The organism is Pandoraea commovens, assembly GCF_902459615.1.
Taxonomy (GTDB): Bacteria; Pseudomonadota; Gammaproteobacteria; order Burkholderiales; family Burkholderiaceae; genus Pandoraea; species Pandoraea commovens.
Map to the genome: position 1 here is coordinate 187,052 of NZ_CABPSA010000002.1, position 24,953 is coordinate 212,004.

Annotated in this window: 26 protein-coding genes; 14 read left to right on the forward strand and 12 right to left on the reverse strand. The window is 64.0% G+C overall.

Annotated elements, in window-relative coordinates; translation table 11 throughout:
• Nucleotides 1–83: 83 nt before the first annotated feature.
• The gene (locus PCO31010_RS07080) at nucleotides 84–1,280 is read left to right on the forward strand and encodes an ATP-binding protein (protein WP_150663656.1); all 1,197 of its coding nucleotides are present in this window, start codon (nucleotides 84–86) and stop codon (nucleotides 1,278–1,280) included.
• 79 nt (nucleotides 1,281–1,359) lie between these two features.
• Here PCO31010_RS07080 and fliE read toward each other — a convergent pair whose 3' ends face one another.
• Complete coding sequence (gene fliE / locus PCO31010_RS07085; RefSeq protein WP_150663657.1) at nucleotides 1,360–1,695, reverse strand: flagellar hook-basal body complex protein FliE; 336 nt, start codon at nucleotides 1,693–1,695, stop codon at nucleotides 1,360–1,362.
• Nucleotides 1,696–2,056: 361 nt separating this feature from the next.
• On the opposite strand from fliE, the gene fliF reads away from it, so the two are divergent.
• From fliF to fliR, 13 genes are all read left to right on the forward strand, one after another.
• Nucleotides 2,057–3,754: a flagellar basal-body MS-ring/collar protein FliF gene (fliF, locus tag PCO31010_RS07090; protein ID WP_150663658.1), complete on the forward strand. Its 1,698-nt coding sequence runs from the start codon at nucleotides 2,057–2,059 to the stop codon at nucleotides 3,752–3,754.
• A complete protein-coding gene (gene fliG / locus PCO31010_RS07095; RefSeq protein ID WP_150663659.1) occupies nucleotides 3,741–4,739 on the forward strand; it encodes a flagellar motor switch protein FliG in 999 nt (332 codons plus the stop codon). Before fliF ends, fliG begins: the two co-directional genes overlap by 14 nt.
• A gap of 19 nt (nucleotides 4,740–4,758) precedes the next feature.
• The gene (gene fliH / locus PCO31010_RS07100) at nucleotides 4,759–5,418 is read left to right on the forward strand and encodes a flagellar assembly protein FliH (protein ID WP_150663660.1); all 660 of its coding nucleotides are present in this window, start codon (nucleotides 4,759–4,761) and stop codon (nucleotides 5,416–5,418) included.
• Between the two features lie 344 nt (nucleotides 5,419–5,762).
• Entirely contained in the window at nucleotides 5,763–7,139 is a 1,377-nt protein-coding gene (gene fliI, locus PCO31010_RS07105; protein ID WP_267919856.1) for a flagellar protein export ATPase FliI, read from the forward strand.
• Nucleotides 7,140–7,151: 12 nt separating this feature from the next.
• Nucleotides 7,152–7,604: a flagellar export protein FliJ gene (gene fliJ / locus PCO31010_RS07110; RefSeq protein WP_150663661.1), complete on the forward strand. Its 453-nt coding sequence runs from the start codon at nucleotides 7,152–7,154 to the stop codon at nucleotides 7,602–7,604.
• 19 nt (nucleotides 7,605–7,623) lie between these two features.
• Nucleotides 7,624–9,078, forward strand: a complete 1,455-nt coding sequence (locus tag PCO31010_RS07115) for a flagellar hook-length control protein FliK (RefSeq protein WP_150663662.1) — start codon at nucleotides 7,624–7,626, stop codon at nucleotides 9,076–9,078.
• A gap of 316 nt (nucleotides 9,079–9,394) precedes the next feature.
• Nucleotides 9,395–9,829, forward strand: coding sequence for a flagellar basal body-associated protein FliL (fliL, locus tag PCO31010_RS07120; RefSeq protein ID WP_231965115.1), 435 nt, complete (start codon nucleotides 9,395–9,397; stop codon nucleotides 9,827–9,829).
• Between the two features lie 7 nt (nucleotides 9,830–9,836).
• Nucleotides 9,837–10,835: a flagellar motor switch protein FliM gene (gene fliM, locus PCO31010_RS07125; protein ID WP_039394002.1), complete on the forward strand. Its 999-nt coding sequence runs from the start codon at nucleotides 9,837–9,839 to the stop codon at nucleotides 10,833–10,835.
• Nucleotides 10,835–11,281, forward strand: a complete 447-nt coding sequence (gene fliN, locus PCO31010_RS07130) for a flagellar motor switch protein FliN (protein WP_150663663.1) — start codon at nucleotides 10,835–10,837, stop codon at nucleotides 11,279–11,281. Before fliM ends, fliN begins: the two co-directional genes overlap by 1 nt.
• A gap of 116 nt (nucleotides 11,282–11,397) precedes the next feature.
• Nucleotides 11,398–11,856, forward strand: coding sequence for a flagellar biosynthetic protein FliO (fliO, locus tag PCO31010_RS07135; protein ID WP_174984471.1), 459 nt, complete (start codon nucleotides 11,398–11,400; stop codon nucleotides 11,854–11,856).
• Nucleotides 11,857–11,915: 59 nt separating this feature from the next.
• Nucleotides 11,916–12,686, forward strand: coding sequence for a flagellar type III secretion system pore protein FliP (gene fliP / locus PCO31010_RS07140; RefSeq protein ID WP_150664171.1), 771 nt, complete (start codon nucleotides 11,916–11,918; stop codon nucleotides 12,684–12,686).
• 16 nt (nucleotides 12,687–12,702) lie between these two features.
• Complete coding sequence (gene fliQ / locus PCO31010_RS07145; protein ID WP_039394013.1) at nucleotides 12,703–12,972, forward strand: flagellar biosynthesis protein FliQ; 270 nt, start codon at nucleotides 12,703–12,705, stop codon at nucleotides 12,970–12,972.
• A 26-nt stretch (nucleotides 12,973–12,998) separates the two neighbouring features.
• The gene (fliR, locus tag PCO31010_RS07150) at nucleotides 12,999–13,790 is read left to right on the forward strand and encodes a flagellar biosynthetic protein FliR (protein WP_150663665.1); all 792 of its coding nucleotides are present in this window, start codon (nucleotides 12,999–13,001) and stop codon (nucleotides 13,788–13,790) included.
• 99 nt (nucleotides 13,791–13,889) lie between these two features.
• Here the strand turns inward: fliR and flgL are convergent, their stop codons facing one another.
• The 11 genes from flgL to flgB all read right to left on the reverse strand — a co-directional run bounded on the left by flgL (nucleotide 13,890) and on the right by flgB (nucleotide 24,708).
• Complete coding sequence (gene flgL / locus PCO31010_RS07155; RefSeq protein ID WP_150663666.1) at nucleotides 13,890–15,125, reverse strand: flagellar hook-associated protein FlgL; 1,236 nt, start codon at nucleotides 15,123–15,125, stop codon at nucleotides 13,890–13,892.
• An 18-nt stretch (nucleotides 15,126–15,143) separates the two neighbouring features.
• On the reverse strand, nucleotides 15,144–17,132 hold the full coding sequence (gene flgK, locus PCO31010_RS07160) for a flagellar hook-associated protein FlgK (protein WP_150663667.1): 1,989 nt from the start codon (nucleotides 17,130–17,132) through the stop codon (nucleotides 15,144–15,146).
• A 132-nt stretch (nucleotides 17,133–17,264) separates the two neighbouring features.
• Nucleotides 17,265–18,152 carry a flagellar assembly peptidoglycan hydrolase FlgJ gene (flgJ, locus tag PCO31010_RS07165; RefSeq protein ID WP_150663668.1) on the reverse strand — a complete coding sequence of 296 codons (888 nt, stop codon included), beginning with the start codon at nucleotides 18,150–18,152 and terminating at the stop codon, nucleotides 17,265–17,267.
• 1 nt (nucleotide 18,153) lies between these two features.
• Nucleotides 18,154–19,245 (reverse strand): flagellar basal body P-ring protein FlgI, encoded by a 1,092-nt coding sequence (locus tag PCO31010_RS07170; RefSeq protein ID WP_052253141.1) that lies wholly within the window; start codon nucleotides 19,243–19,245, stop codon nucleotides 18,154–18,156.
• 113 nt (nucleotides 19,246–19,358) lie between these two features.
• Nucleotides 19,359–20,081, reverse strand: a complete 723-nt coding sequence (locus tag PCO31010_RS07175; RefSeq protein ID WP_217426147.1) for a flagellar basal body L-ring protein FlgH — start codon at nucleotides 20,079–20,081, stop codon at nucleotides 19,359–19,361.
• Nucleotides 20,082–20,132: 51 nt separating this feature from the next.
• Entirely contained in the window at nucleotides 20,133–20,915 is a 783-nt protein-coding gene (gene flgG / locus PCO31010_RS07180; RefSeq protein ID WP_039394029.1) for a flagellar basal-body rod protein FlgG, read from the reverse strand.
• Between the two features lie 54 nt (nucleotides 20,916–20,969).
• The gene (locus PCO31010_RS07185) at nucleotides 20,970–21,713 is read right to left on the reverse strand and encodes a flagellar basal body rod protein FlgF (protein ID WP_046290182.1); all 744 of its coding nucleotides are present in this window, start codon (nucleotides 21,711–21,713) and stop codon (nucleotides 20,970–20,972) included.
• Between the two features lie 43 nt (nucleotides 21,714–21,756).
• Nucleotides 21,757–23,013 carry a flagellar hook protein FlgE gene (gene flgE / locus PCO31010_RS07190; RefSeq protein WP_150663670.1) on the reverse strand — a complete coding sequence of 419 codons (1,257 nt, stop codon included), beginning with the start codon at nucleotides 23,011–23,013 and terminating at the stop codon, nucleotides 21,757–21,759.
• A 91-nt stretch (nucleotides 23,014–23,104) separates the two neighbouring features.
• Nucleotides 23,105–23,833, reverse strand: coding sequence for a flagellar hook assembly protein FlgD (gene flgD / locus PCO31010_RS07195; protein ID WP_150663671.1), 729 nt, complete (start codon nucleotides 23,831–23,833; stop codon nucleotides 23,105–23,107).
• Between the two features lie 24 nt (nucleotides 23,834–23,857).
• Entirely contained in the window at nucleotides 23,858–24,262 is a 405-nt protein-coding gene (gene flgC / locus PCO31010_RS07200) for a flagellar basal body rod protein FlgC (protein ID WP_039394038.1), read from the reverse strand.
• 5 nt (nucleotides 24,263–24,267) lie between these two features.
• Nucleotides 24,268–24,708 (reverse strand): flagellar basal body rod protein FlgB, encoded by a 441-nt coding sequence (gene flgB / locus PCO31010_RS07205; RefSeq protein WP_150578058.1) that lies wholly within the window; start codon nucleotides 24,706–24,708, stop codon nucleotides 24,268–24,270.
• Between the last annotated feature and the right edge of the window lie 245 nt (nucleotides 24,709–24,953).

A 24,953-nucleotide genomic window follows, 5' to 3' on the forward strand; every position in this document is an offset into this window, starting at 1 on the left:
CGAGCGATCCCGATCGTCTGGAGTGCCATGGCGCTACAGCCAAACACAACGCTTTGCTTACCTCTTTTTAGAACCCCATCGCAATGGACGGCATCTTAAGCCCCTTTAATCCCGGCGCTGGCGCAGCCCCACCCGCCCTGACCGGTCGCGATGACATCCGCGAGGAGGTTCGAATTTGTATCGAACGCCTTCGTATCGGGCGGCATGCCAATGGTCAATTGCTAGTCGGACTTCGCGGCGTTGGCAAGACCGTTTTGCTTGAACGATTGCTATACGAGGCCGAGCAACGTGACTCGATTACGCTTCGGCTCGAAGCGCCGGAATTCAAATCGTTGCCCGCTTCACTCGCTCCGGCGCTACGCGTCGCTTTGCTTCGCATGAACAGAATGCGGAGCGCAGAAGACGCCGTCACCCGAGGGCTGCGAGCACTCGCGGGCTTCGTGACGGGACTGAAAGTATCGTTCGGCGATATTGAAGTCGGAATGGATTACCCTCCGGAGCCCGGACTGGCCGACTGTGGCGATCTGGAGTTGGATCTTTGCGCATTGATGGTTGAAGCGGGGCGTGCAGCCCGCGCCGCGCAAACGGTGCTTGCAATCTTCATCGACGAGTTTCAGGGGATGCCGCAGCGCGAGTTGTCTTCGCTGTTGTACGCCCTTCATCGATGCACCCAGCTTCAGTTGCCGGTCATTCTTATCGGCGCAGGGCTTCCACCAATGATCAAGCACATTGGCGACGCCAAGTCCTACGCCGAGCGGATGTTCGATGTCCATCGCCTTGGACCGCTTACGCTGGAAGCCGCTCGAGATGCGATCACCGAGCCTGCCGCTCAGGCGGGTGTCGCGATTCAGCCAGCCGCACTTGACGCCATCGTCGAGCAGTCGGGGGCTTACCCATACTTCCTGCAACAGTGGGGAAAGCTCACGTGGCGAGCGGCAAGCGTGAGCCCGATTACACCCGATCATGTCGATAACGTCTCGGATGCCGCCATCGCCGCGCTAGACGACGGCTTCTATGGATTTCGTTTTGAACGCCTGACTCAGCCGGAGAGAAGCTACTTGCGTGCGATGGCAGAACTCGGTGAGGGGCCTCACGACTCACGCCGCGTCGCTAAGGCGATGGGGCTACCTTCAGCGCTTCTCGAACCCGTTCGCAACGATCTCGTCACCAAGGGCATGCTATACACCGCCCCACTTGGGGACGCCGCGTTCACCGTACCTCGCTTCCACGAGTTTCTGATGCGAATCATGCCAAACACGGTCGAGGCCGAGCCGGTATGAAATCGGCTTTCGGGCCCTAACGTGAAACAAAAAAGCCCCGTCAAAGACGGGGCTCCTTCAGCAGTCATTCAGCCAGCCATCAAACCTGCATATTCATCACAGTTGTGTAGGCCGAAACGAGCTTGTTGCGCACTTGCAGGCTCATCTGGAAGCCGATGTTGGCTTTTTGCATGTCGACCATCACGTCGTTCAGCGCTACGCCCGGGTCGCCCATTTCGAAAGCCTTGGCCTGCGCTTCGGCACCGTTCTGCGATGCCGACACGCGCTTGAGCGATGCCTCAAGCTCGGACGCGAAACCGCCCGACTTCGACGCAGAACCCACGCCAGCACTGGACGTGCCCATGATCGAGCCCGCCGCCTGCGACGCTACGCCGCCCAGCTTCTGCAGTACCGATTCGATCCCCGGAATGGCCATTTTGCTTGTCCTTGCTTATGTCGATGCGTCGATACAACAACCCCGGTACCCCGCGAAACATCCGCAGCCCACACCGGATTGCCTTTTATCAGTCACGTCGGAGCTTACCACCCCTTGGCAAGCCCTCAATAGCTTAATTAACGGGAAAAGACCCGCCTAATCCTCAGAACGATTCCACATTCACCAACGAATAATCAGGACCATCGGCATCGTGCGCACCTGTACCAGGTTTCTTTCCAATCCTTAGCAACTTGAGGATGTGCGCCCCGATGCCACGCGTACCCGGAGAATTCTGTCGCATGTTAGTGAGCACTTCCACCGCGATGACCGTCATCACAATGCCCCTGGCGTGGAGCCGCGCATGAACGCCGCCACCCAGACGGCTGACGTCGCCGCCAAGCCGCCCCTGCTCGCGCAGCTACGCTCGCGTGAGCGCCTGCCGTTGCTCATCGGCGGCGCGGCCATCGTCGCATTGCTGATCGCCGTCTTCCTGTGGAGCCGTGCCCCCGATTACAAGGTGCTGTACAGCAACCTGAGCGATCGTGACGGCGGTGCCATCATCACGTCGCTCCAGCAGATGAACGTGCCGTACAAGTTCGCCGAGGGCGGCGGGGCCATTCTGGTGCCGTCCGAACAGGTGCACGACGTCCGTCTGCGTCTGGCCTCCCAAGGCTTGCCCAAGGGCGGTCTGGTCGGCTTCGAACTGATGGACAACCAAAAGTTCGGTATCAGCCAGTTCGCCGAACAGGTCAATTACCAGCGCGCCCTCGAAGGCGAACTCGCGCGCTCGGTCGAATCGCTCTCCGCCGTCTCTGCAGCTCGCGTACACCTCGCAATCCCGAAGCCGTCGGTGTTCGTGCGCGAGCAGCAAAAGCCGAGCGCCTCGGTGCTGGTCACGCTCTACCCGGGCCGCGTACTCGATGACGCGCAAGTGAGCGCCATCGTGCACATGGTGGCGTCGAGCGTGCCGGAACTGCCCGTCAAGAACGTGACGGTGCTCGACCAGAACGGCAATCTGCTCTCCGCCCAAAGCGGTAACGCGCTGGGTCTGGACGCCAGCCAGCTCAAGTACGTCCGCGAACTCGAACAGTCCTACGCACGCCGCATCGAAGCAATCCTGAACCCCATCGTCGGGCCGGGCAACGTGCATGCGCAAGTCACGGCAGACGTCGACTTCAATCAGGTCGAGCAGACGTCGGAGAACTACAAGCCGAACTCGGGCGAACAAGCCGTTCGCAGCCAGCAAAGCAGCGAAGCCTCGCAGATTGGCGCGAACGCCGCCGGTGGTGTGCCGGGCGCGCTGTCGAACCAGCCGCCGGGTCAGGCCACTGCGCCGATCACGCAGCAGCAGCAACAACAGCAGTTCGCCCAGCAAGGCGCCAACCCGGCAAGCGCCGCCAGCGCTCCGCAAGGCCCGCGCAGCGACCGCAAGGACGCCACGACCAATTACGAAGTCGACCGCACGATTCGTCACGTGCAGCAGGCGACCGGCGGCCTCAAGCGTCTGTCGGCGGCGATTGTCGTGAACTACCGTCCGGGCACGGATGCCAAGGGCAAGCCCGCGATGGTGGCGCTCACGCAAGCGCAGCTCGACCAGATCCAGAATCTGTCGAAGGAAGCCATCGGCTTCTCCGGCCAGCGCGGCGACACGATCAACATCGTCAACAGCGCGTTCACGGTCGAAGAAGATCCGGAAGCGAACCTGCCGTGGTGGCGTCAGCGTCAGAACATCGAACTGGCCAAGCAAGTCGGCAAGTGGGTGCTGATCGGTCTGATCGGTCTCTATCTGTGGTTCGGCGTGATTCGCCCGGCCATCCGCAAGCACCTGACCCCGCCGCCGCCGGCCGAGCCGACGATGGCAGGCGCAGGCGGTGCGGGCGGCGCAGCAGGCGCAGACGGCGGTGAAGGCGAAGGCGCAGACGGCGAAGGCGGCAAGCGCGGTGAACTCAGCGCTTACGAACGTAACTTGCAGTACGCGCGTCAGGTGGCGCGACAGGATCCGAAGATCGTGGCAACGGTAGTCAAAGCATGGGTGGGTGGTGGCGATGAGCGCGGCTGAGGGACTCCAACGCAGCGCCATCCTCCTGATGTCGCTGGGCGAAGATGAAGCGGCGGAGGTCTTCAAGTACCTCGCGCCGCGTGAAGTGCAGAAGCTCGGCGCAGCGATGGCTCAGCTTCGACAGGTCACGCGCGATCAGATCGCCGACGTGCTGCAGGACTTCGTGCTCGAAGCGGAACAGCACTCGGCGCTGTCGCTCGATTCGTCCGAATACATTCGCTCGGTGCTCAACAAGGCGCTGGGTAACGACAAGGCCGCGGGCCTGATCGAACGCATTCTGCAGGGCGGCGACACGAGCGGCATCGAGGGTCTGAAGTGGATGGACTCCACGGCCGTGGCCGAACTGATCCGCCACGAACACCCGCAGATCATTGCGACGATTCTGGTGCACCTCGACCGCGATCAGGCGTCGGAAGTCCTCGCGCTCTTCACGGAACGTCTGCGTAACGACGTGGTGTTGCGTATCGCCACGCTCGACGGCATTCAGCCCGCCGCGCTGCGCGAACTGAACGACGTGCTGACCAAACTGCTCTCGGGCAGCGAAAACATCAAGCGCAGCCCGATGGGCGGCGTGCGTACCGCTGCGGAAATCCTCAACTATCTGGGCGGCGTGCACGAAGAATCGGTCATCGAGGCCGTGCGCAACTACGACTCGGACCTCGCGGCGAAGATCGTCGAAGAGATGTTCGTGTTCGAAAACCTGCTCGACGTGGAAGACCGCAGCATTCAGGTGCTGCTCAAGGAAATCGAGTCCGAGTCGCTCATCATCGCGCTCAAGGGCGCGCCGGCGGAGCTGCGCGAGAAGTTCTTCAAGAACATGTCGGCCCGCGCGGCCGAACTGTTGCGCGAAGACCTGGAATCGCGCGGACCGGTCCGTGTCTCGGAAGTCGAAGCCGAACAGAAGAAGGTGCTGCAAGTCGTGCGGCGCCTGGCCGATCAGGGCGCCATCATGATCGGCGGCCGCGGCGACGACGCGTACGTGTAACGAAACGGGGCCCGCGCGCATGTCGACCATCATCCCGAAGGAACGCCTTTCTGCCTGGCAGCGCTGGGAGATGGCGTCGTTCGACCCGCCGCCGCCCCCGGCCCCGCCGCCGCCGCAACCGCCCAGCCCGCTGGACGATCCAGCGCTCGTCGAGCAGATCGCCGCGTGGCGCGAAGAAGCGCGCGCCGCCGGACACGCCGAAGGCTATGCCGCCGGTCACGCGCAAGGTTATGCCGCAGGTCAGGCAGACGGAAAGCACGAAGTCGACACGCGCGCCGCACAACTCGCAGATATCGCGCATGGCTTCGGCAACGCCGTGAACGCCATTGACCGCGAAGTCGCCGAACCGTTGCTTGGACTGGCGCTCGACATCGCGCGTCAGGCATTGCACCAGACGCTGACGATTCGTCCGGAAACGCTGCTGCCGATCGTGCGCGACCTGCTGGCCAACGATCCGCTGACGGGCTCGCCGCGTCTGCTGCTCAATCCGGAAGACGTCGAACTCGTCGAGTCGCACGTCGGCGCAGAACTCCGCGCCGCCGGCTGGACCGTGCGCCCCGACCCCACCATCGAACGCGGTGGCTGCAAGGCCGAAGCCGCGAGCGGCGAAGTCGACGCCACCATCGCGACCCGCTGGCAGCGCGTCATGGCCGCACTGGGCAAGGATCTGCCGTGGTGAACGCCGAACTCACCCCACTCTCCGCGCATGCGCCGGTGCTGCCCAGCACCGAGAATCTGCGTGACGAGGCGACGCCGTCCACGCCCGCCCCGGCGAACGATGGCACCACGCCGACCGTGCGTTTGTGGGATGAGATCGACACGCATACGGTGCAAGCCGGTGCGTTGCAGCCCGACGATCACGATCACGATCACGACGCTGACGACCACGCCGAATCTGCCGCGCAAGCCAGCGACGACGCTTCTATCGACGCAATTTCCGCGACCGACGTCGACACGTCGGCCGCCGCAACACAGCAACCGCACAACGCGCTGAACGCCCGCGAACTCGCGCGCGACGCACACCTGCGCCGCTGGCAGAACACGTTGCGTGAGCGCATCGCGCACGTACACGCCGTCGAGCCGACGCGCCGCTGCGGTCGCCTCACGCGCGCCGCCGGTCTGGTGCTCGAAGCCGTCGGTCTGCGGTTGCCGGTCGGTGCGGGCTGCCTGATCGAGTTGCCCGTGCACGACGCCTCGCGCGAACCCGCCACGGCCGAAGCCGAAGTCGTCGGGTTTGGTGGCGACCGCCTGTTCCTCATGCCGCAAACGGAAGTCGCCGGGCTGCTGCCCGGTGCGCGCGTGTTCCCGATGGAACCCGCCGCCGACGGCCCACTCCCTTCGCAACGTCACAACGGCAAGCGCCTGCCGGTGGGCGAAGCCCTGCTCGGCCGTGTGGTCGACGCCGCAGGTCGCCCGCTGGACGACTTCGGCCCGCTCGGCATGACCGACAGCGCCTCGCTCGCGTCGGTGCCGATCAATCCGCTGGGCCGTGCGCCCATCGAGTCGGTGCTGGATGTCGGCGTACGTGCCATCAACTCGCTGCTCACCGTGGGACGCGGCCAGCGCATGGGTCTCTTCGCAGGTTCAGGCGTGGGCAAGAGCGTGCTGCTCGGCATGATGGCCCGCTTCACGCAGGCCGAAGTGATCGTCGTCGGTCTGATCGGCGAGCGCGGACGCGAAGTGAAGGACTTTATCGAGAACATTCTCGGACCGGACGGTCTGGCGCGCTCGGTCGTCGTAGCCGCACCCGCCGACGTCTCGCCGCTGCTGCGCCTGCAAGGCGCGGCCTATGCCACGACGCTGGCCGAGTACTTCCGCGATCAGGGCAAAGACGTGCTGCTGATCATGGATTCGCTGACCCGTTACGCGATGGCGCAACGCGAGATCGCACTGGCCATCGGCGAGCCGCCTGCGACGAAGGGCTACCCGCCTTCGGTGTTCGCCAAGCTGCCCGCGCTGGTCGAACGTGCCGGTAACGGTCCGGACGGCGGCGGCTCCATCACCGCGTTCTACACCGTGCTGACCGAAGGCGACGATCAGCAGGACCCCATCGCCGACTCGGCCCGCGCCATTCTCGACGGGCACATCGTGCTCTCGCGTCAGCTCGCGGAATCGGGTCACTACCCCGCCATCGACATCGAACAGTCGATCAGCCGGGCGATGGCCGCACTCATCGACGATGCGCAGTTCGATACGGTGCGTCGCTTCAAGCAGATGCTTTCGCGCTACCAGCGCAACCGCGACCTCATCAACGTGGGCGCGTACGCGCCGGGCAGCGACCCGATGCTCGATCAGGCGATCGAGCTGTATCCCCGTCTCGAAGGCTTCCTGCAACAGGGAATGCGCGAGCGGGCCAGTTATCCGGACGCCGTGCAGCAGTTGCGCGGACTGTTCCACTAATTGGAGGCGGCCATGAATTCCACCCTGCCCCTCAAGTTGCTGATCGAACTCGCCCAGAAGGACGTGGACGAAGCTGCGCGCCTGCTTGGCGAGCGTCAGACGCAACGCGCCGAAGTCGAGCGTCAGCTCGAAGCGCTGCGTCAGTATCGTCACGAGTACCGCACGCGCATGCAGACGGCAACGATTCAGGGCATGGCGGGATGCGACTGGCGCAACTTCCAGCAATTCATCGATACGCTCGACACCGCCATCGGGCAGCAGGCCATGCTGCTCCAGCAAGCGGAAGAGCGTCTCACCGTCGCGCGCCGGGAATGGCAGGCACAGCAACGCCGCCTGAACTCCTTCGGCACGCTCGCCTCGCGCGAAGAAGCCTGCACCGCTGTGCGCGTGGCGCGTCGCGAGCAGAAAGAAAACGACGAGTACGCCGCGCGCAGCCTGCGCCGTCGTGCCGAATCACCGATTTGAAGGAATTGAGGGGCCCACTATGTCGATTCTGAGCTTCCTGACCGATGCCGCCGGCGCTGCCCGGCAAGCCGTGAACCGCGCCGGTTCGTCGAACAGCGACGATGCCAGCGCGTTGCCGTTCTCCACGGTACTCTCGCAGCAAACGCGTCAGACCGTCCAGCCCTCGGCCAGCAGCGCGAATAACAACGCCGCGCAGGCCGGTCAGACCAAGCAGACGAATGCGTCCAGCGACTCGTCGAACAGCACCAAGTCGACCGACAACACGTCGTCCGGGCAAACCGGCCAGACGGCGCAGTCGGGACAGACCGGCCAAACCGGTCAAGCGAACGCTTCGAACAAACCTTCGAAATCCTCGAATGCCGATGATGGCAAGGACGAGGAAGACGACACGCAAACGGCTGCCGCTCCGGGCGATCCGGCCGCGGCACTGGCCGTCGCCCTCGCTGCGATGAACAACGCACCGCTGCAAACGGCCGCACCTGCCCCGGCAACGCCGACGGGCGACGCAGTCGCCACGGCGACCGACGGCAAGCCGGGCACCGGCGCTGCCATCACGGCCGCCGTCGCTGGCGCGATTCAAGCGGCAGGGGCCGCCCAACTGACAGGCCAGCCCCCGGCAGGCACCGATGCCGACGCCAAGCCGGTGAGCACGGCCGCCACCACCACAGCGCCGGTCAAGGGCACCGTCACGCCCGCCGCATCGACGACCAACCCGACGGGCGGCATCTCGCTCGACACGCTGGCGAAGAACGCCACCACCGCACACGCCGCAACGACCGCCCAACCGGCGGCAACGGACGCAAAGGCCGCAACGTCGGTCGCCGGTACCGATGCGCAGGCACAACAACGCGTGGCCGACGCGCTGGCACAGGCTCAGGGCAATCGCGACGCCGCCTCGCAAGCCGCCACCGCCGCGACGCAAGCCGCCGTGCAGGCGGCCCAAAGCGCCACTCCGGCCGTCGACGCCCAGCCGCAGCTCCAAGCGCAGGCCAACCTGCCTGCCGCCCTTGCGCTGAACGCACGCGTTGGCACGCAGGACTGGAACAACCAGCTCTCGCAGCAAGTCGTGTGGCTCTCGAGTGCTCATGCACAAACGGCCCAACTGAGCCTGAACCCGCCCGATCTCGGTCCGCTGCACGTGGTGCTCAACGTAGCGAACGACTCGGCGCAGGCCATGTTCGTCTCGCAACACGCCGCCGTGCGCGACGCCGTTCAGGCTGCGCTCCCGCAGTTGCGCGACAGCCTTGCCAACAATGGCATCGCGCTCGGCAATGCGACGGTGAGCAGCGACAGCTCGCAGCAACAGGCCTTCGCGCAGCAGGGTGCGAACGGCAATGGTGGCGGCAACGGTAGCGGCAATGGCAACGGACGCGGCACGCCGGGCTTCGGCCAGACGGCGGACGACGCCCCGATCGCCACGACCGTGAACGTCCCGGTGCGTGCCAGCAACGGCTTTGTGGACACCTTCGCGTAAGTTTTCCTGAGACTGGCGCCGGTCACACGATAGGTGCATGACCGGCGCGGAAGTCGGCGCAAAACGCCATGCCACGCGGGCTGCCAGCTGTCGCCATAGGTGCGACAGGGTGACGCGGCGCCGCAGTGTGGCGGCAAAGTACCCTAAAGCAAGCGGGTTTTTCTGCCGTTAAGACAAAGACGCGAGTTAGACGCGATTGTCCCTTCTTTTCGGCCGATCACCCCCAGGCGGGTTGGCCGACAATCACTACCCAATAGCAGGCGAATACATGGCAAATCCCGCACCGACGCAAGCCGCGGCTCCCTCCGGAGGGGGCATGCGCAAATGGATTCTGTTGATCGTGGCGGTAGCGCTCATGGCAGCGGCCGGCGCGGCAACGGCCGTGTATTTGCTGACAGGACGCAGCGAAGCGGCCAAAGCACCGCCGCCCCCGCCGCCGCCCGTGTTTGTCGGCATGGATCCGTTCACGGTGAACCTCTCGGGCGAAGACGGCGAGCGTTACCTGCACATCGGCCTCTCGCTCAAGGTGGCAGATGCCGAAACGCAGGCCCGCATCACGCAACATATGCCCGAAGTACGTAGCCGAGTGTTGTTGTTGCTGTCGTCGAAGCAGCCGCAGGATCTCGCAACGATTGACGGCAAACGCCGTCTGGCGAGCGAAATCCGTGCGTTGGTCGCACAGCCGTTCGCAGCCAACATGCCGCAGCAAGCCGTGGGCGACGTCCTGTTCACCGCGTTTGTAATTCAGTGAGTGATTCATGGCGCATGAGGAGTTCCTGTCGCAGGAAGAAGTCGATGCCCTTCTGAAGGGTGTCACCGGCGAACAGGATGAACGGTCGGAGTCGGAAGATCATTCCGGCATTCGGCCATACAACATCGCGACGCAAGAGCGCATCGTGCGCGGGCGCATGCCCACGCTCGAAATCATCAACGACCGCTTCTCGCGACTGTTCCGCATTGCGCTGTTCAACTTCATGCGCCGCAGCGCCGAAATTTCGGTCAGCCCGGTGCGCGTGCAGAAGTACAGCGAGTTCATTCGCAACCTGCCTGTCCCGACCAACCTCAACCTGGTCCACATCAAGCCGCTGCGCGGCACGGCGCTGTTCGTGTTCGATCCGAACCTCGTGTTCCTCGTGGTGGACAACCTGTTCGGCGGCGACGGCCGGTTCCATACCCGCGTCGAAGGGCGCGACTTCACACAGACCGAGCAACGCATCATCGCCCGTCTGCTCGATCTCGTCTTCGAGAACTACGGCGCGTCGTGGAAGCCGGTGTACCCGGTCGAGTTCGAATACGTGCGCGCCGAAATGCACACGCAGTTCGCCAACGTCGCCACGCCTAACGAAGTCGTCGTCACGACCACGTTCGACATCGAGTTCGGCTCGGTGGGCGGCGAATTCCACATCTGCATGCCGTACTCGATGATCGAGCCGATGCGCGACCAGCTCTCGAGCCCGCTGCAAGGCGAGACGCTCGAAGTCGACAAGCGCTGGGTGCGTCTGCTCTCGCAGCAGGTGCAGGCCGCCGATGTGGAAATCGTGACGAACCTCGCCCAATTCGACATGACGCTCTCGCAACTGCTCAACATGCGCGTGGGCGACGTGATCCCGCTCGACGTGCCTGAGGTGCTCGAAGCCAAGGTCGACGGCGTGCCCGTGATGCACTGCAATTACGGCGTCTTCAATGGTCAATACGCGCTGCGCGTGAACCAGATGATCAACCATTCGCACAGCGATTACAGCAAGGACAACGAGTGATGAGCGATACCCCTCAAACGCCCGGTGAAGACGCCCAGGCCATGGCGGACGAGTGGGCCAGTGCCATGGCCGAGCAGACCGCTTCGGAGCCGGCACCTGCCGCGGCCGCTGCACCGCAACCTGCGGCAGCCCCCGTGTTCCAGCCGCTCGCCGCGACCGCCGGCAATCCGGCCGGTGCCGCGCACAACGACATCGATCTGATCCTCGACATCCCGGTCCAGATGACCGTGGAGCTGGGCCGCACCAAAATCGCCATCAAGAACCTGCTGCAACTCGCACAGGGTTCCGTGGTGGAACTCGACGGCATGGCCGGCGAGCCGATGGACGTGCTGGTCAACGGTTGCCTAATCGCCCAGGGCGAAGTGGTGGTCGTGAACGACAAGTTCGGCATCCGCCTGACTGATATCATCACGCCATCCGAACGCATCCGTAAGCTCAACCGATGATTGCTTTGAAAGTCCGCGGCACGCCCGTGGGGCGCGCTGCGGCAAGCGCCGCCAGTGCCATGCAACGGCTTGCACGCCCGCGCTCCCTTCTGACCGGTCCGGCCGCAACGGCTGCCATGACAGCCACCGCTGGCATGGCCCTCCTCCCCATCTCGATGGCTCACGCACAAGGCACCGCTTCGCAAGCAGCGGCCGTGCCGAGCCTCGGCGGTGCGGGCATCGTACAAACGGGTTTCGGCCTCGTGCTCGTGCTGGCGCTGCTCTTCGGGCTGGCGTGGCTCGCAAAGCGCTTCGGACTGCAACGCCCGCTTGGCGGCGGCAACGTGCGCATCGTGGGTAGTGCGGCCGTCGGACAACGCGAACGCGTGGTCGTCGTGGAAGTGGCTGGCGACTGGGTCGTGCTCGGCGTGGCACCGGGTCAGGTCCGCAGCCTTCATGTGATCGACGCCGATCGCGTTGCCGACCATGTCGCCGAATCACCGGCCCCTGCCGTCACCCATCCGGGTGCGCAAGCCAACCGCGCCGCGCAAGCTTTTGCGCAAAAGCTGCGCGAAACGATGAAAAAGGACACCTGATGTCACGCGGCGTGTTGCTGGCCGGACAAACACCGGGCCCGGCGCGTATTTCCCGTCCGATGGCCGGTCTGAAGCCGGGTCTCGCACTCGCCTTGCTCGCGTGCCTGCTTTGCCTGATCGGGCTGACCCTGCCCGTCTCCGCTTTCGCGCAGGCCACCCTGCCCGCCTTCACCACGACACCGGCACCGGGCGGCGGACAGACGTACTCTCTGTCCGTGCAGACGATGCTGCTGCTCACGTCGCTGGGCTTTCTGCCCGCGATGTTGCTGATGATGACGGCCTTCACGCGCATCATCATCGTGCTCTCGCTGCTGCGTCATGCCATCGGTGTGACGACCTCGCCGCCGAACCAGATCCTGATCGGCCTCGCGCTGTTCCTGACCTTCTTCGTCATGTCGCCCGTGTTCGATCAGGTCTACACGAACGCCTACCAGCCGTTCGCGGCGAACAAGATCAGCTTCGAGCAGGCCATCGACACTGGCGCTAAGCCGTTTCACTCGTTCATGCTCAAACAGACGCGTGAAGCGGACCTCGCCCTGTTCGCCAAACTCGCCAAGACGCCGCCGATGAACGGTCCGGAAGATGTGCCGATGCGCATTCTCGTGCCCGCCTTCGCCACCAGTGAACTGAAGACGGCCTTCCAGATCGGTTTCACGATCTTCATCCCGTTCCTGATCATCGACCTCGTGGTGGCCAGCGTGCTGATGGCCATGGGGATGATGATGGTCTCGCCGTCCACCGTCTCACTGCCGTTCAAGCTGATGCTGTTCGTGGTGGTCGACGGCTGGCAACTGCTGCTGGGCTCGTTGGCCCAGAGCTTCACGACGTAGCGGGGAGGCCACCGAGATGACTCCGGAAACCGTGATGGCGCTGGCCCATCAGGCCATGCAGGTCTGTCTGCTGCTCGCCGCACCGCTGCTGATCGTCGCCCTCGTCTCCGGTCTGCTCGTGAGCCTTTTTCAGGCGGCCACGCAGATCAACGAAATGACGCTGTCGTTCATCCCCAAGCTGCTCGCCGTGTTCATCACGCTCGTGGTCGCAGGTCCGTGGATGCTCAACCTGATGGTCGACTACATGCGCCAGTTGCTCACCGGCATTCCCGGCCTCGTCGGGTAAGCCGGGGCATCGGGCATCGGCCAGCCTTGATCAGCTTCACTTACGACCAGCTCTCGGGCGTCATTGCGACGTTCCTGTTCCCGTTCGTCCGCCTGCTCTCGCTGTCCATGACGGCGCCGATCTTCGGCGACTCGCGCGTGCCCGGCACCGTGAAGATCGGCCTGGCGGGTATCGTCGCGCTCACGCTCGCACCGGTCATTGGTCCTGCGCCGTCGGTCTCGCCGTTCTCGTGGGAAGGTCTCTGGATTCTCGCGCAGCAAATGATGATCGGTGCTGCGCTCGGCTGGTGCATGCAGCTCGTGTTTTCCGCTGTCAGCATGGCGGGCGACTTCGTCGGCCTGCAAATGGGCCTGTCGTTTGCCACGCTGCTCAATCCCAATGCGGACGGCAGTACCGCTGTGCTCGGCATGCTGCTCAACGTCGTGATCATGCTGGTCTTTCTCGCGACGAACGGGCATCTGGTGATGTACGCCACGCTGGTGCAAAGCTTCACGGTGCTACCGATCTCCGGCACGCCGATCTCGGTCATGGGCTGGCATTACCTCGCCATGCTCGGCGGGCAGTTGTTCACGCTGGCACTGATGTTGTCGCTGCCGCTCGTCGCCGCGCTGCTGATCTGTAACCTTGCGCTCGGTATTCTGAACCGTGCCGCGCCGCAACTGAACATCTTCGCCGTGGGCTTTCCGCTCACGCTCGGTGTCGGTCTGGTGGTGCTCGAACTGATGATGCCGCGTCTCGCGCCGGTGATGGACCACTTCGTGTCCATCGGCATCGACATGATGATGCGCGCCACGGCCGCGTTCGTGCCGAAGGCATAGCGCCTCGGCTGCGTCGACACTCGACAATCTCCGCCGCCCAAAGCAAATCAGGCCACCCGAAGGTGGCCTGATTTGCTTTGGTGCCAAACAGTCCTGCGATCAGAGCAGGCTGAACAGCGAGAGCTTCTGCGTCTGGATGAAGGTCTGCTGCGAGGCTTGCAGCGCGGCCTGTTGCTGCGCGAACTGGCTCGTCGCCGAGATGATGTCCACGTCCAGCAGATCCTGCATCTGCGACGTGTAAGCGAGATCGTTGGCGCTGCCGATGTCGTTGAGCGTCGAGATCTCGTTCATGCGCGAGCCCACGGTCGTGCGCACGGTCGTCACGTTGTCGTAGGTGTTGCTGAACATCTGGTTGAACGTGGTCAGCGCGTTGCTCAGGTTAGCCGAACCGGCCTGACCTTGTGCCGAGATCGGCGTCTTGAGCGTGTTGATCAACGCTTGCAGGTTGTCGAACACGTTCGTGCTGGACTTGCCCGCAGGATTTACGTTGTAGGTATCGCCCGTGGCCGGAGCGCCCGTGAACGTCACCGACTTGCCTGCGAACGTGATCGGCTGGCCCGACGTGTACGCGCCCGTCACATCCGCCGCGGTCGTGTCCGTCAGATCCTTGACCGTGTAGTTCGTCGTCGGCGGCGTGGTCGTGTTGTCGATGGCGAAGCTGATCGAGAACTGGTGATCGGCCGCCGCGTTGCTCGCGTCGGTCGTCGAGACCGGCGTGAACGTGGCCGTGCCGGTGTTCGTCAGGCTTCCGCTGATCACCGTGCTGGCGGTGGCGGGCTGAATCGCCTGGAAGATGTTCGAGCCGATGTCGTTGATCGGAATCTGACGCCCGCTGCTCACCTGCACGTAACGAAGACCGGTGTCGCCTGCGTAGCTGGCACCCGTCGGCGTGGCGACGTAAGCGGCCGAGCTGCCCATGAAGCCGGAGAACAGGTACTGGCCGTTCGCGTCGGTCGTGTTAGCCAGCGAGAGCAGTTGCTGGTAGCTCGATTGCAGATCGGTGGCAATGGCCGTGCGATCGTTGTCGTTGAGCGACGGGCTGCCCGCGGCGATCACTTGCGACATCACGTGCTGCAGCGTGTTGACGATGCTGCCGAACGTCTGGTCTTCGAGCTGAAGGGCCGTCGTCGCCGAACCTCGGTTCGTCGCGTACTGCTTGTTCATGTCCTGGGCTTGCGACACGGCCACGGCCTGTGCCGACGCGAGCGGATCGTCGCTCGGCGTGGTCACGCGCTTGCCCGACGAGAGCTGCGCCTGCGTGTTGAGCAGATCGGAGACGTTACGGCTCATGGCCGACGACCCCTGATCGAAAATCATGCTGGTGCTGATACGCATTTTTCCGTCTCCTCAGCCTTAATTGACCATCTGCAGAATCGTGTCGAACAGCTGCGACGCGGTCTGGATGACCTTTGAGTTGGCCTGATAGAGCTGCTGGAACTTGATCAGGTTGGCGGCCTCTTCGTCGAGGCTGACGCCGGAATTGGACTGCTGGGCGCTCTTCGCCTGCGTGAGCAGCGTTTGCTGCGCGGCGCTCGTCGCCTTGTAGGTGTTCGTGGTCGAACCGACGTACGAGACCAGATTGGCGTAAGCGGACGCATAGCTGTCCTTGCCGCCGACCTTGGTCTTGTCGTTCTGCAGCGCCGAGAGTGCGAGGCCGTTACGGTTGTCCGTCGTCGCGCCCGCAGCATTCGGGGAGATCGTCAGCTTGTCGCCGTCGGCCGGGGTACCGCTCACGTTCACGGTCATGCCGTTCATCGTGATCTTCGCGCCGTTGGTAGCGTCGTACGGAACGGTGTCGCCAGCCGCGTACGTGGTCGTCGTGCCGTTGACCGTCACGGTCATCGGCGACGGCGCGACCAGCGTGATCGCGCCAGTCGTGGCGTTCTTGCTGAACGTGAACGAGACCGGCGCGGTCAGCACATTCGACAGGTAATTGGCGTCGACGGAACCCTGATCGGTCTTGAGCGAGCCGGTGTTGGTCGTCGGCGTGGACGCGAGGATCGGCGCGGCCAGGGCGATCTTGCCCGGGTCGGTGATCGCCACACCGATGTTGCCAGCGGCATTGCGCGTCGGCTCGATCGTGAAGCTGTCGCCCGCGACGTTGTTGCCGACGGTGACGTTGAAACCATCGTTGAACGCGTTACCGCTGCTGTCCGTGAACGCCAGCGGTGCGCCAGGGGTGCCCGGCACCGGGGCCGTCCACTTCGCGCCGTCCGACGAGCGGGTCATCGTGTAGTTCGTGCCGTCGAACGTGACGTTGTAGTCGCTGGCCGTGATCTTCGAAGCGTCGGTAATCGTCGAATTGAGCACCGCGCCGTTCGAGTTCTTCGTGTTGGCGACGATGGTCGGGTTCGGCACCGTGAACAGATTGCCGCCGAGCTGGCCGTACAGGTCCAGACCGAGCTGGTTCTGCGCGTTCATCGTGCCCGCGAGCGACAGGGCGATCTGACCGAGCGAATTCTGGGCTTGCGTCAGCGCGCCGCTACGGAACGACAGCAGACCGGCGAGCGAGCCACCCGTGATCGACGATTCCGGCACCGGCACCTTGGTGCCGTTGGGCGTTACGTAGGCAATCGTCAGTTCCGACGGGTCGTTGGTCGACGCCATGGTCGTGAGCTGGTAAGCCGAGTTGCCCGTCACGAGCGACTGGCCGTTACCGACGTAGACGTTGTACGTGCCGTCCTGCGCCTTGACCACATTGGTCTGGATGATGGCGTTCAGGTTGGCCACTGCCTGATCGCGCTGGTCGAGCAGGTCGTTCGGCGAAGCGCCGCCGCCATTGGCTTGCGCCTGCACGATAGCGTCGTTCAGTTGAGCGATCTGCTTGGCGTAGACGTTGATCTGGTCGGTCGACTGGGAAATGCTGGCATTCGTGCTGGAACGCAGCGTCGACAGCGTGCCGGAGAGCGACTGGAACATGCTCGCCAGCGTTTGCGCCGACGACACGACGGTCGCGCGCGTGGCCGAGTTGGCCGGGGCGGACACGATGTTCTGCAGGTTCGTGAAGAACTGCGACATGGTGGCCGACAGGCCGGTCGTCGAGCTACCCAGCGCGTTGTTGATCTGCGAGATCTGCTGGTAGTACGTGTTGAGCTGGCTGTACTGGGTCTGTGCCTGGTTCGTCTGGTTCGACAGGAATTGGCTGTACACGCGCGAGACGTCGTTCACCAGCACGCCTGTGCCGATGTAGCCTGCGCCGGAATACTGGCTGGCGGCCTGCGAATAGTCGACGATCTGACGGTTATAACCGGCCGTGCCCGCATTGGCGACGTTATTGCCGGTGGTGCTGAGGGCGAACTGGGCGGCGTTCAGCCCGCTCATGCCAGTATTGATTAGGCTCATGATCTCGCGGCTTGAGTTAGAGGCACGCCCCGCGGTGAAAAGCCCGCTCGCGCACCGTTACCGATGTGTTTACGGCAGTCCGGCGACAAAATTGAGGCCCGGACTCGCTTGAATCTCAGGAATCCCGCGACGTCAGGTGAAGTGCTTCATCACTTTCATGAGCTTGCTGGCGTACTGCGGATCGGTCGCGTAACCGGCGCGTTGCAGATTGTTGGCAAAGCTCGCGGCATCATTGGCGCTCGCGACCACCGACGAATAGCGCGGATTGTTCGAAATCAGCTTGGCGTAATCGGCGAAAGCCTCGTCGTACGAGCCGTAGGCGCGGAATTTGGCCATCACCTTGCGCGGCTGGCCGTTCACGTACTCGGTCGTCGCCACTTCCACGGTCGGGCCGTTCCAGTTCTTGCCCGCCTTGATGCCGAATACGTTGTGGCTCGTGCTGCCGTCCGCCCGGCGGATCTCGCGCTTGCCCCAGCCCGACTCGAGCGCCGCCTGACTCAGCATGAAGCGCGCCGGAATGCCGCTGTTGGCGCTGGCGTTCTGGGCGGCCGTGGCCATCCGGTCGACGAATTCGCCTGCGACGGCCGGGGCGTTGTCGGCCACACCGATGGCGTCTGCCGAGTTATACGCACGTCCGGCCAGCGGCTGCTGACGGCCCATGGCCGCCGGCGGCAGCGTGGTGCCGGTCTTGGCCAGTTGCTTGAGCATAAGATCGGCCAGCCCGATGCCTTTGTTGGACGCCAGTTGCTGGGCGAGCTGGTCGTCCAGCATGCCGTTGAACATCTTTTCCTGATCGCTGCCGAGCAGGCCGCCGGACATGGTGGCGTCGCGCATGCTCTTGACCATCATCTGCGTGAAGACGGCTTCGAACTGCTTGGCCGCCTGCTGCGTGGCCTGCGGCGTTTGCTGATGGGCGGCGGCGCGCAATGCCGAGAGGCCCTGCATTTCGTAGGACGCGCGCTGCGTCAGGTCGGGCAGAGGGGCGCTCGCAGCCCCCGTGAGACGATTGCTGTCGGCCATATCAGATGATCTCCAGGTCGGCGCGCAGGGCGCCCGAGGCCTTCATGGCCTGCAGAATCGACATCAGGTCTGCCGGACTCGCACCCAGCGAGTTCAGCGCCTTGACGACGTCGGCGAGGTTGGCGCCCGCTTTCACCATCTTGAGCGCGTTGTTCTCCTGTTGAACGGAGATTTGCGAATTCGGGGCCACGACCGTCTGACCGCCCGAGAACGGCGCCGGTTGGCTCACATTGTTTTGCGTGTCGATGACGACCGACAGGTTGCCGTGCGCGACCGCGCATTGCTGGATCGTCACGTTCTGGTTCATCACCACCGACCCCGTACGGGCGTTGATGATGACGCGTGCGGCCGTGTTGTCCGGGCGCACTTCCAGGCTTTCGAGCTGCGCGAGGAATTGCACGCGCGAGGACGGGTCGGTCGGCGTGCGCAGCAGAATCACGCGACCGTCGAGCGCCTGGGCGGTGCCGTAGCCAAAGCGCCGGTTCACGGCGTCGACCACGCGCTGCGCGGTCGAGAAGTCGGTGGCGTTCAACTCCATCTGCACGGTGCCCGGCTGACCGCCCATGGCGGTCGGCACGGCGCGCTCGACGATGGCGCCGCTCGGAATCCGGCCCGAGGCCAGTTGGTTGATGGTCACGCTCGATCCGTTGGCAGCCGCGCCCGCGCCGCCGATCAGCAGGTTGCCCTGCGCCAGCGCGTAGACCTGACCGTCCGGCCCCTTGAGCGGGGTCATCAGCAGCGTGCCGCCGCGCAGACTCTTGGCGTTACCCATCGACGAGACCACCACGTCGATGGCCTGACCGGGACGCGTGAACGCCGGCAGCGTGGCCGTCACCATCACCGCGGCCACGTTCTTCAACTGCATGTTGGTGCCCGGTGCGACCGTGATGCCCAGCTGCGAGAGCATGTTGGTCATACTCTGCACGGTGAACGGCGTCTGGGTCGTCTGGTCGCCCGAGTTGTCGAGACCGGCCACGAGACCGTAGCCGATCAGTTGGTTGTCGCGCACACCCTGAATCGACGCCAGTTCCTTGAGACGCTCGGCGTGGGCCACGCCCGGCGCAAGCAGCACAGCGCCGCCCGCGACGCTCATCGCCGCAGCCACAGCCAGCGCGGAGGCGGTGCGACGAAGTTGGCGGATGGGGCCGAAGGAGCCGGTTGAGCCGGTGTTAGGCGCGCGGCGCGACAGGAACGACATGATCGACATCAGAAGGGCGAAACGTTAAGGAAGAAGCGCTGCAGCCAGCCCATGGTTTCGGCTTCGTTGATGTAGCCCTTGCCACGGTATTCGATGCGCGCATCGGCCACCTGCGTCGAAGGCACGGTGTTCGCGCCCGAAATGGTCTGCGGGCTGACGATGCCCGAAAACTTGATGTACTCCGTGCCCTGGTTGATCGCGATCTGCTTCTCACCAGCGACCGCGAGGTTGCCGTTGGAGAGCACGTCCATCACGGTGACGGTGATCTGCCCCGAGAACACGTTGTTGGCGTTGGCCGCGCCCTTGGCGTCGAACTTGTTCGCGCCGCTTGCGTCCAGTGCCTGATTATTGAGCACGCCGCCGATCACGCCCGGCGTCTGGTTCAGCGTCAGATTGCCACTGCCCGCGCGCGTGGTGTTCGCGGCGGAGTTCTTGCTCGCCGCCGTGTTTTCGTTGATGACGATCGTGAGAATGTCACCAACGTTGCGCGGACGACGATCTTCGAAGAGCGGCCGGTTCGAGTACAGCGGACGGTAGATCGAACCTTCCGGGTCGGCAGACACGGGCGGAGGCGGCGGACGCGTGGTCGTCGGTCCGGTGACGACCGGCTCCTGCGGCACGTAGGCGCAGCCCGCCAGACCGGTCAACGCCACGGCAGCCGCGAGCGCGAGGAACCGAGCGAGGCCCGCGCTGCGTGGCTTGCGTTGAGATGCGGTCGTGCTTGCGGACATATCGACGTTCATTTCCTAAGTGCTGAGTACGTTCGGCGGCTGTCGCCCCGATTACATCTGCGTCAGACGTTGCAGCATCTGATCCGATGCCGTCACGGCCTTCGAGTTGATTTCATAGGCGCGCTGCGCCGAAATCATGTTCACGAGCTCTTCCACCACGTTCACGTTCGACGTTTCGACGTAGTTCTGGTTGAGCACGCCCGCGCCGTTGGTGCCCGGCTGTGCGACGTTCGGTGCGCCCGAGGCGGCCGTCTCGGCGTACAGGTTCTCACCCATGCTTTGCAGGCCAGCGTTGTTGATGAACGTGGCGAGCTGGAACGTACCGATCTGCACGTTGGCCGTGTTGCCCGGCTGCGTGACCGAGACCGTACCGTCGCGCGCGATGGTCAGCGACAGTGCGTTGGCCGGGATCGTGATCGCCGGTTGGATCGGGTAGCCCGAAGCCGTCACGAGCTGGCCGTTGTTATCGACCTGGAACGAGCCGTCGCGCGTGTAGGCGGTCGTGCCGTCCGGCATGAGCACCTGGAAGAAGCCGTCGCCGTTGATGGCCACGTCCTTCGCGTTCGCCGTCGACGTCAGGTTGCCCTGCGTGAAGATGCGCTCGGTCGCGGCCGGACGCACACCCGTGCCCAGTTGCAGGCCCGAGGGCAGCAGCGTCTGCTGCGACGACTGAGCACCCGGCTGGCGGATCGTCTGATACAGCAGATCCTCGAACACCGCGCGGCCTTTCTTGAAGCCGTTCGTGCTGGTGTTGGCGAGGTTGTTCGAAATCACGTCCATGTTCGTCTGCTGGGCGTTCATGCCGGTGGCAGCGATGTAGAGCGAACGGATCATTTGATGTTTCTCCCCGTGTACGGTGGCTGGCGTCGTCTGGCGACTGGCCGTCCGTTAGCTGAAGTTCAGCAACTGGTTGGCGGATTGTTCGTTGGTGTCGGCCGTCTGCAGCATCTTCATCTGCATCTCGAAGGCCCGCGACTGCGAAATCATGTTCACCAGACCGCTGACCGGATTGACGTTGCTGGTCTCGATCGAGCCTGCGACCACCACGACATTCGGATCGACCTGCGCCGGTGCGTTATTGCCCATGCGGAACAGTCCGTCGTCACCACGCACGAGGTTGCCCTCGGGCGGGTTGACCAGCTTCAACTGGCCCATCACGGCGATGGAGTTAGGCGGATCGCCCTGCCCCAATGCCGAGATCGTGCCGTCGGTGCCCACGGTCACGGCAGCGCCCGGCGGCACGGCGGCCGGACCGGCGTCGGTCATGACCGGCAGGCCATGCAACGTGATCTGGCCGTCGGCCGTCATTTCGAGGTTGCCGCCACGGGTGTAGGCTTCGCGGCCCTGCGCGTCGCGCACCGCCAGCCAGCCCTGCCCCTGAATGGCCACGTCGAGCGCACGGCCCGTCTGCTGCATGGCGCCGGGCGTGAAGTCGGTGCCCGGCGTGGACGTCGTCACGAACGTGCGCGTGCCGGTCGAACCGTCGGCCCCGCGCACCGGCGCCTGGCGAAACGCCGAGAGCTGGGCACGAAAGCCCGGCGTCGAGACGTTCGCCAGATTGTTGGCGGTGGTCGACTGCTGCTCCATCGCCTGCTTTGCGCCGGTCATGGCGATATAGATCAGACGATCCATCGACGCCCCTCCTGCAAGTTACGCATACGCGCCGCTCCGTGTCTTACAGGTTGACCATCGTTTGCATCAACTGGTCTTCCGTCTTGATCGTCTGCGCGTTCGCCTGATAGTTGCGTTGCGCGGTGATCATGTGGACCAGTTCGGCCGTCAGGTCGACGTTCGACGCTTCGACGGCACCGGCTTGCAGCTTGCCGAGGTTCGTACCGCCCGGCACGCCGACGATGGGGATGCCCGAAGCTGCCGATTCCGACCAGAGGTTGTTACCCAGCGGGATCAGGCCGTTCACGTTGTTGAAGTTCGCGAGTGCGACCTGGCCGAGCACCATCGATTGCGTGTTCGAGTACGTACCGACGATGGTGCCGTCCGCGTTGAACGTGAAGCCGGTCAGACGACCCGACGAATAACCGTCTTGCGTCAGCGTGTTCGGCGTGTAGCTGTTACCGAACTGCGTGGTGCCGGTCAGGTTCAGCGTGAGGTTGCCCTGCGCCGCGCCGTTGCCGTAGGTGATCGTCGGCAGCGTGATCGGACCGGTCACGGCCGCGCCGGTCGAATCCGTTTGCGAGACGAGGCTGCCCGACGAGTTGAACGTCAGCGTGCCGATCGGGCCAGCGCCGACTTGCGTCGTGCCGTCGACCGAAGCGTATACGGTCCACGTGGCATTGTTGGTCGTGGCATCGACGCTCGTCTTCTTGAAGTACAGGTTGACGTCGTGCGAATTGCCCAGCGAGTCGTAGACCTTGAGCGACGTGGCGTTGGTGTACGAGTTCGGGTCGGTGATCGAGAACGGCGTGGTGTTCACGGCGCTGCGCGAGTCGAGGTTGAACTGACCCGTGATCTTCTTGGAGGCCGTCGGGGCCAGATCGCCCGTCGGGATCTGCAGATCGACCGGCGAGACGCTGTTGATGATGCCGTTCGGGCCTGCCAGATAGCCGGTCAGGTGATCGCCGTTCGAGTCGACGATGTAACCGTTCTTGTCGAGCGAGAACTGGCCGTTACGCGTGTAGGCGATGGTGCCGTTGTTCGACACGCGGAAGAAGCCGTTGCCGGAGATCGCCAGATCGAGCTGACGGTTCGTGACCGTGATGTCGCCCTGCGTGAACTGCTGCGCGATGGCGGCCACACGCGTACCGATACCGACGGTGTTGTTGCCTGCGCCGAACAGCGAGTTGGCGTAGATGTCGGCGAACTGTGCCTGACCCTGCTTGAAGCCGACGGTGGCCGCGTTGGCAACGTTGTTGCCGATGACGTCCAGGTCCTTGGAGGCGGCGTTCAGGCCGCTCAATCCGGTCGAAAAGGCCATGGTGTTACTCCTGAAATTCGGTTGTCGACGACGGGTATCGCGACGAATACGGTTCGAAAAGAGTTAAGCGCTTACGAATCAGAGCTACGGATCAGAGAATTTCGCGAACGTCGGAGAGCTTGATGTTCGAGCCCGTACCCACGTTGAGCAGCGGCGAACCGGTCGTGCTGGCGACAACGCTTTGCACCTGCGCGTACGAGAGCAGCGTCGGCGTCACGGCCTTGCCGTTGGCGGTCGCCGTCACGCTCAGGGTGTACTTGCCGTCTGCCACGTCCGTGCCCGAATCATCCTTGGCGTCCCACGTCAGGGCTTGCACGCCCGCGTCGAGCGCGCCCGCGTTGACGGTGCGGATCGTCTTGCCGGTGCTGTCCTTGATCTCGATCTTGACGGTGTCGGCGTCGCTCGGCAGTTCGAAGCCGAACGGCGTGGCCGTCTTGGTGACGGTGCCGTCGTCGGCCTTGGTGCTGCCCACACCGATGTTGGTGCCCGGGATCAGCACGCCCTTGCCGACCAGTGCCGCGGCTTGCAGGCTCTGGGTCGAATTCAGTTGCGAGGTCACCGACGACAGGGTGGTGTTGAGCTGCGTGATGCCCGAGACCGTGCTGATCTGCGCGAGCTGCGACGTGACCTGCGAGTTGTCCATCGGATTGAGCGGGTCCTGGTTGTTCATCTGAGCGACGAGCAACTTCAGGAAGCTGTTTTGCAGATCGTCCGCGCTGCCCGCCGACGACTTCGAGCTGCTGCTGTTGGCAGTGCCGTTGATCGAGTCGAGGAAGTTCTGCGAAAAGTTCGCGGCGTTCGACGTATTGATGCTGGCCATTTCTTCTGGTCTCCGCGCGGCCCCTTACTGGCCGACCGTGAGGGTTTTGAGCATGAGTGTCTTGGCGGTGTTGAGCGCTTCGACGTTGGCTTGGTACGAGCGGGAAGCGGAGATCATGTTGACCATCTCTTCCACCGGATTCACGTTGGGCATGGTGACGTAGCCCTGTGCGTTCGCGGCCGGGTTCTTCGGGTCGTACACCGTCTTGAGCGGCGACGGGTCTTCCACCACACCGGCGACCTTCACACCGCCGACATCGGTGCCCGTGACCGGATTGACCTGAAACACGACCTGCTTGGCGCGGTACGGCTGACCGTCCGGGCCGGTCACCGATTCGGCGTTGGCCAGGTTGCTGGCCGTCACGTTCATGCGCTGCGACTGCGCAGTCATGGCCGAACCGGCAACGTCGAAGATGCTCATGAGTGGCATGGCGCTTACCCTTGACTGGTGATGGCGGCCAGCATCGTCTTGATCTGGCTGCTCAGGACCGTGAGGCCCGTCTGATAATGCACGGCGTTGTCGGCGAAGTTCACACGCTCGGCATCGAGTTCGACGGTGTTACCGTCGACGCTTTGCTGATACGGCACGCGGTAGAGCAGCTCCGGGCCGCCCATCGGCGGTGCCGTCGTCACACCGCGACCGGCGATGTGGCGCGAGGACGTGCGCGAGAGCGATACGCTCGACTCGGTAGCGAGCTGCTGCTGCGCGCCACGCTCGACGGCCTGATTCAACGCGTTATTGAAATCGACGTCGCGCGACTTGTACCCCGGCGTATCCGCGTTGGCGATATTCGACGAGATCACCTCCTGACGGTAGGCGCGCATAGCCAGCGCCTGCTGGGAGAATCGCAATGCCGCGTCCAGTTTGTCCATGATCTCGTCTCGCCCGATGCTTGCCTTGATGCTGGGTACTTGGGTAATGCTCAAGAAACTTGCCCGTGCTGCACGTTCTGGCTGCTGGGCCTGCTCAGTCGTTTGCTGCGCTGACTGGCGGCCATCGCGCGGTGCGCAGACGGGGTGCCCTGCCCGGTCCGGAAAAAATAGGGACCTTTTGGCATGCTTCGCATCGTATGCGTACCCCCCGGGATTCAATCGGAGGAATAGGAAGGAGATTGACCGCC

Coding starts and splice junctions, on each gene's coding strand:
- PCO31010_RS07185 (WP_046290182.1), bottom strand. CDS start 21,713: ATGGATCGTCTGATCTATATCGCCATGACCGGCGCAAAGCAGGCGATG.
- fliG (WP_150663659.1), top strand. CDS start 3,741: ATGAGCGCGGCTGAGGGACTCCAACGCAGCGCCATCCTCCTGATGTCG.
- flgJ (WP_150663668.1), bottom strand. CDS start 18,152: ATGGCCGACAGCAATCGTCTCACGGGGGCTGCGAGCGCCCCTCTGCCC.
- PCO31010_RS07170 (WP_052253141.1), bottom strand. CDS start 19,245: ATGAGCGTCGCGGGCGGCGCTGTGCTGCTTGCGCCGGGCGTGGCCCAC.
- PCO31010_RS07080 (WP_150663656.1), top strand. CDS start 84: ATGGACGGCATCTTAAGCCCCTTTAATCCCGGCGCTGGCGCAGCCCCA.
- fliH (WP_150663660.1), top strand. CDS start 4,759: ATGTCGACCATCATCCCGAAGGAACGCCTTTCTGCCTGGCAGCGCTGG.
- fliO (WP_174984471.1), top strand. CDS start 11,398: ATGACAGCCACCGCTGGCATGGCCCTCCTCCCCATCTCGATGGCTCAC.
- fliM (WP_039394002.1), top strand. CDS start 9,837: ATGGCGCATGAGGAGTTCCTGTCGCAGGAAGAAGTCGATGCCCTTCTG.
- fliJ (WP_150663661.1), top strand. CDS start 7,152: ATGAATTCCACCCTGCCCCTCAAGTTGCTGATCGAACTCGCCCAGAAG.
- flgG (WP_039394029.1), bottom strand. CDS start 20,915: ATGATCCGTTCGCTCTACATCGCTGCCACCGGCATGAACGCCCAGCAG.
- flgE (WP_150663670.1), bottom strand. CDS start 23,013: ATGGCCTTTTCGACCGGATTGAGCGGCCTGAACGCCGCCTCCAAGGAC.
- PCO31010_RS07175 (WP_217426147.1), bottom strand. CDS start 20,081: ATGTCCGCAAGCACGACCGCATCTCAACGCAAGCCACGCAGCGCGGGC.
- fliQ (WP_039394013.1), top strand. CDS start 12,703: ATGACTCCGGAAACCGTGATGGCGCTGGCCCATCAGGCCATGCAGGTC.
- flgL (WP_150663666.1), bottom strand. CDS start 15,125: ATGCGTATCAGCACCAGCATGATTTTCGATCAGGGGTCGTCGGCCATG.
- PCO31010_RS07115 (WP_150663662.1), top strand. CDS start 7,624: ATGTCGATTCTGAGCTTCCTGACCGATGCCGCCGGCGCTGCCCGGCAA.
- flgK (WP_150663667.1), bottom strand. CDS start 17,132: ATGAGCCTAATCAATACTGGCATGAGCGGGCTGAACGCCGCCCAGTTC.
- fliF (WP_150663658.1), top strand. CDS start 2,057: ATGAACGCCGCCACCCAGACGGCTGACGTCGCCGCCAAGCCGCCCCTG.
- flgD (WP_150663671.1), bottom strand. CDS start 23,833: ATGGCCAGCATCAATACGTCGAACGCCGCGAACTTTTCGCAGAACTTC.
- fliP (WP_150664171.1), top strand. CDS start 11,916: ATGGCCGGTCTGAAGCCGGGTCTCGCACTCGCCTTGCTCGCGTGCCTG.
- fliL (WP_231965115.1), top strand. CDS start 9,395: ATGCGCAAATGGATTCTGTTGATCGTGGCGGTAGCGCTCATGGCAGCG.
- flgC (WP_039394038.1), bottom strand. CDS start 24,262: ATGCCACTCATGAGCATCTTCGACGTTGCCGGTTCGGCCATGACTGCG.
- fliE (WP_150663657.1), bottom strand. CDS start 1,695: ATGGCCATTCCGGGGATCGAATCGGTACTGCAGAAGCTGGGCGGCGTA.
- fliN (WP_150663663.1), top strand. CDS start 10,835: ATGAGCGATACCCCTCAAACGCCCGGTGAAGACGCCCAGGCCATGGCG.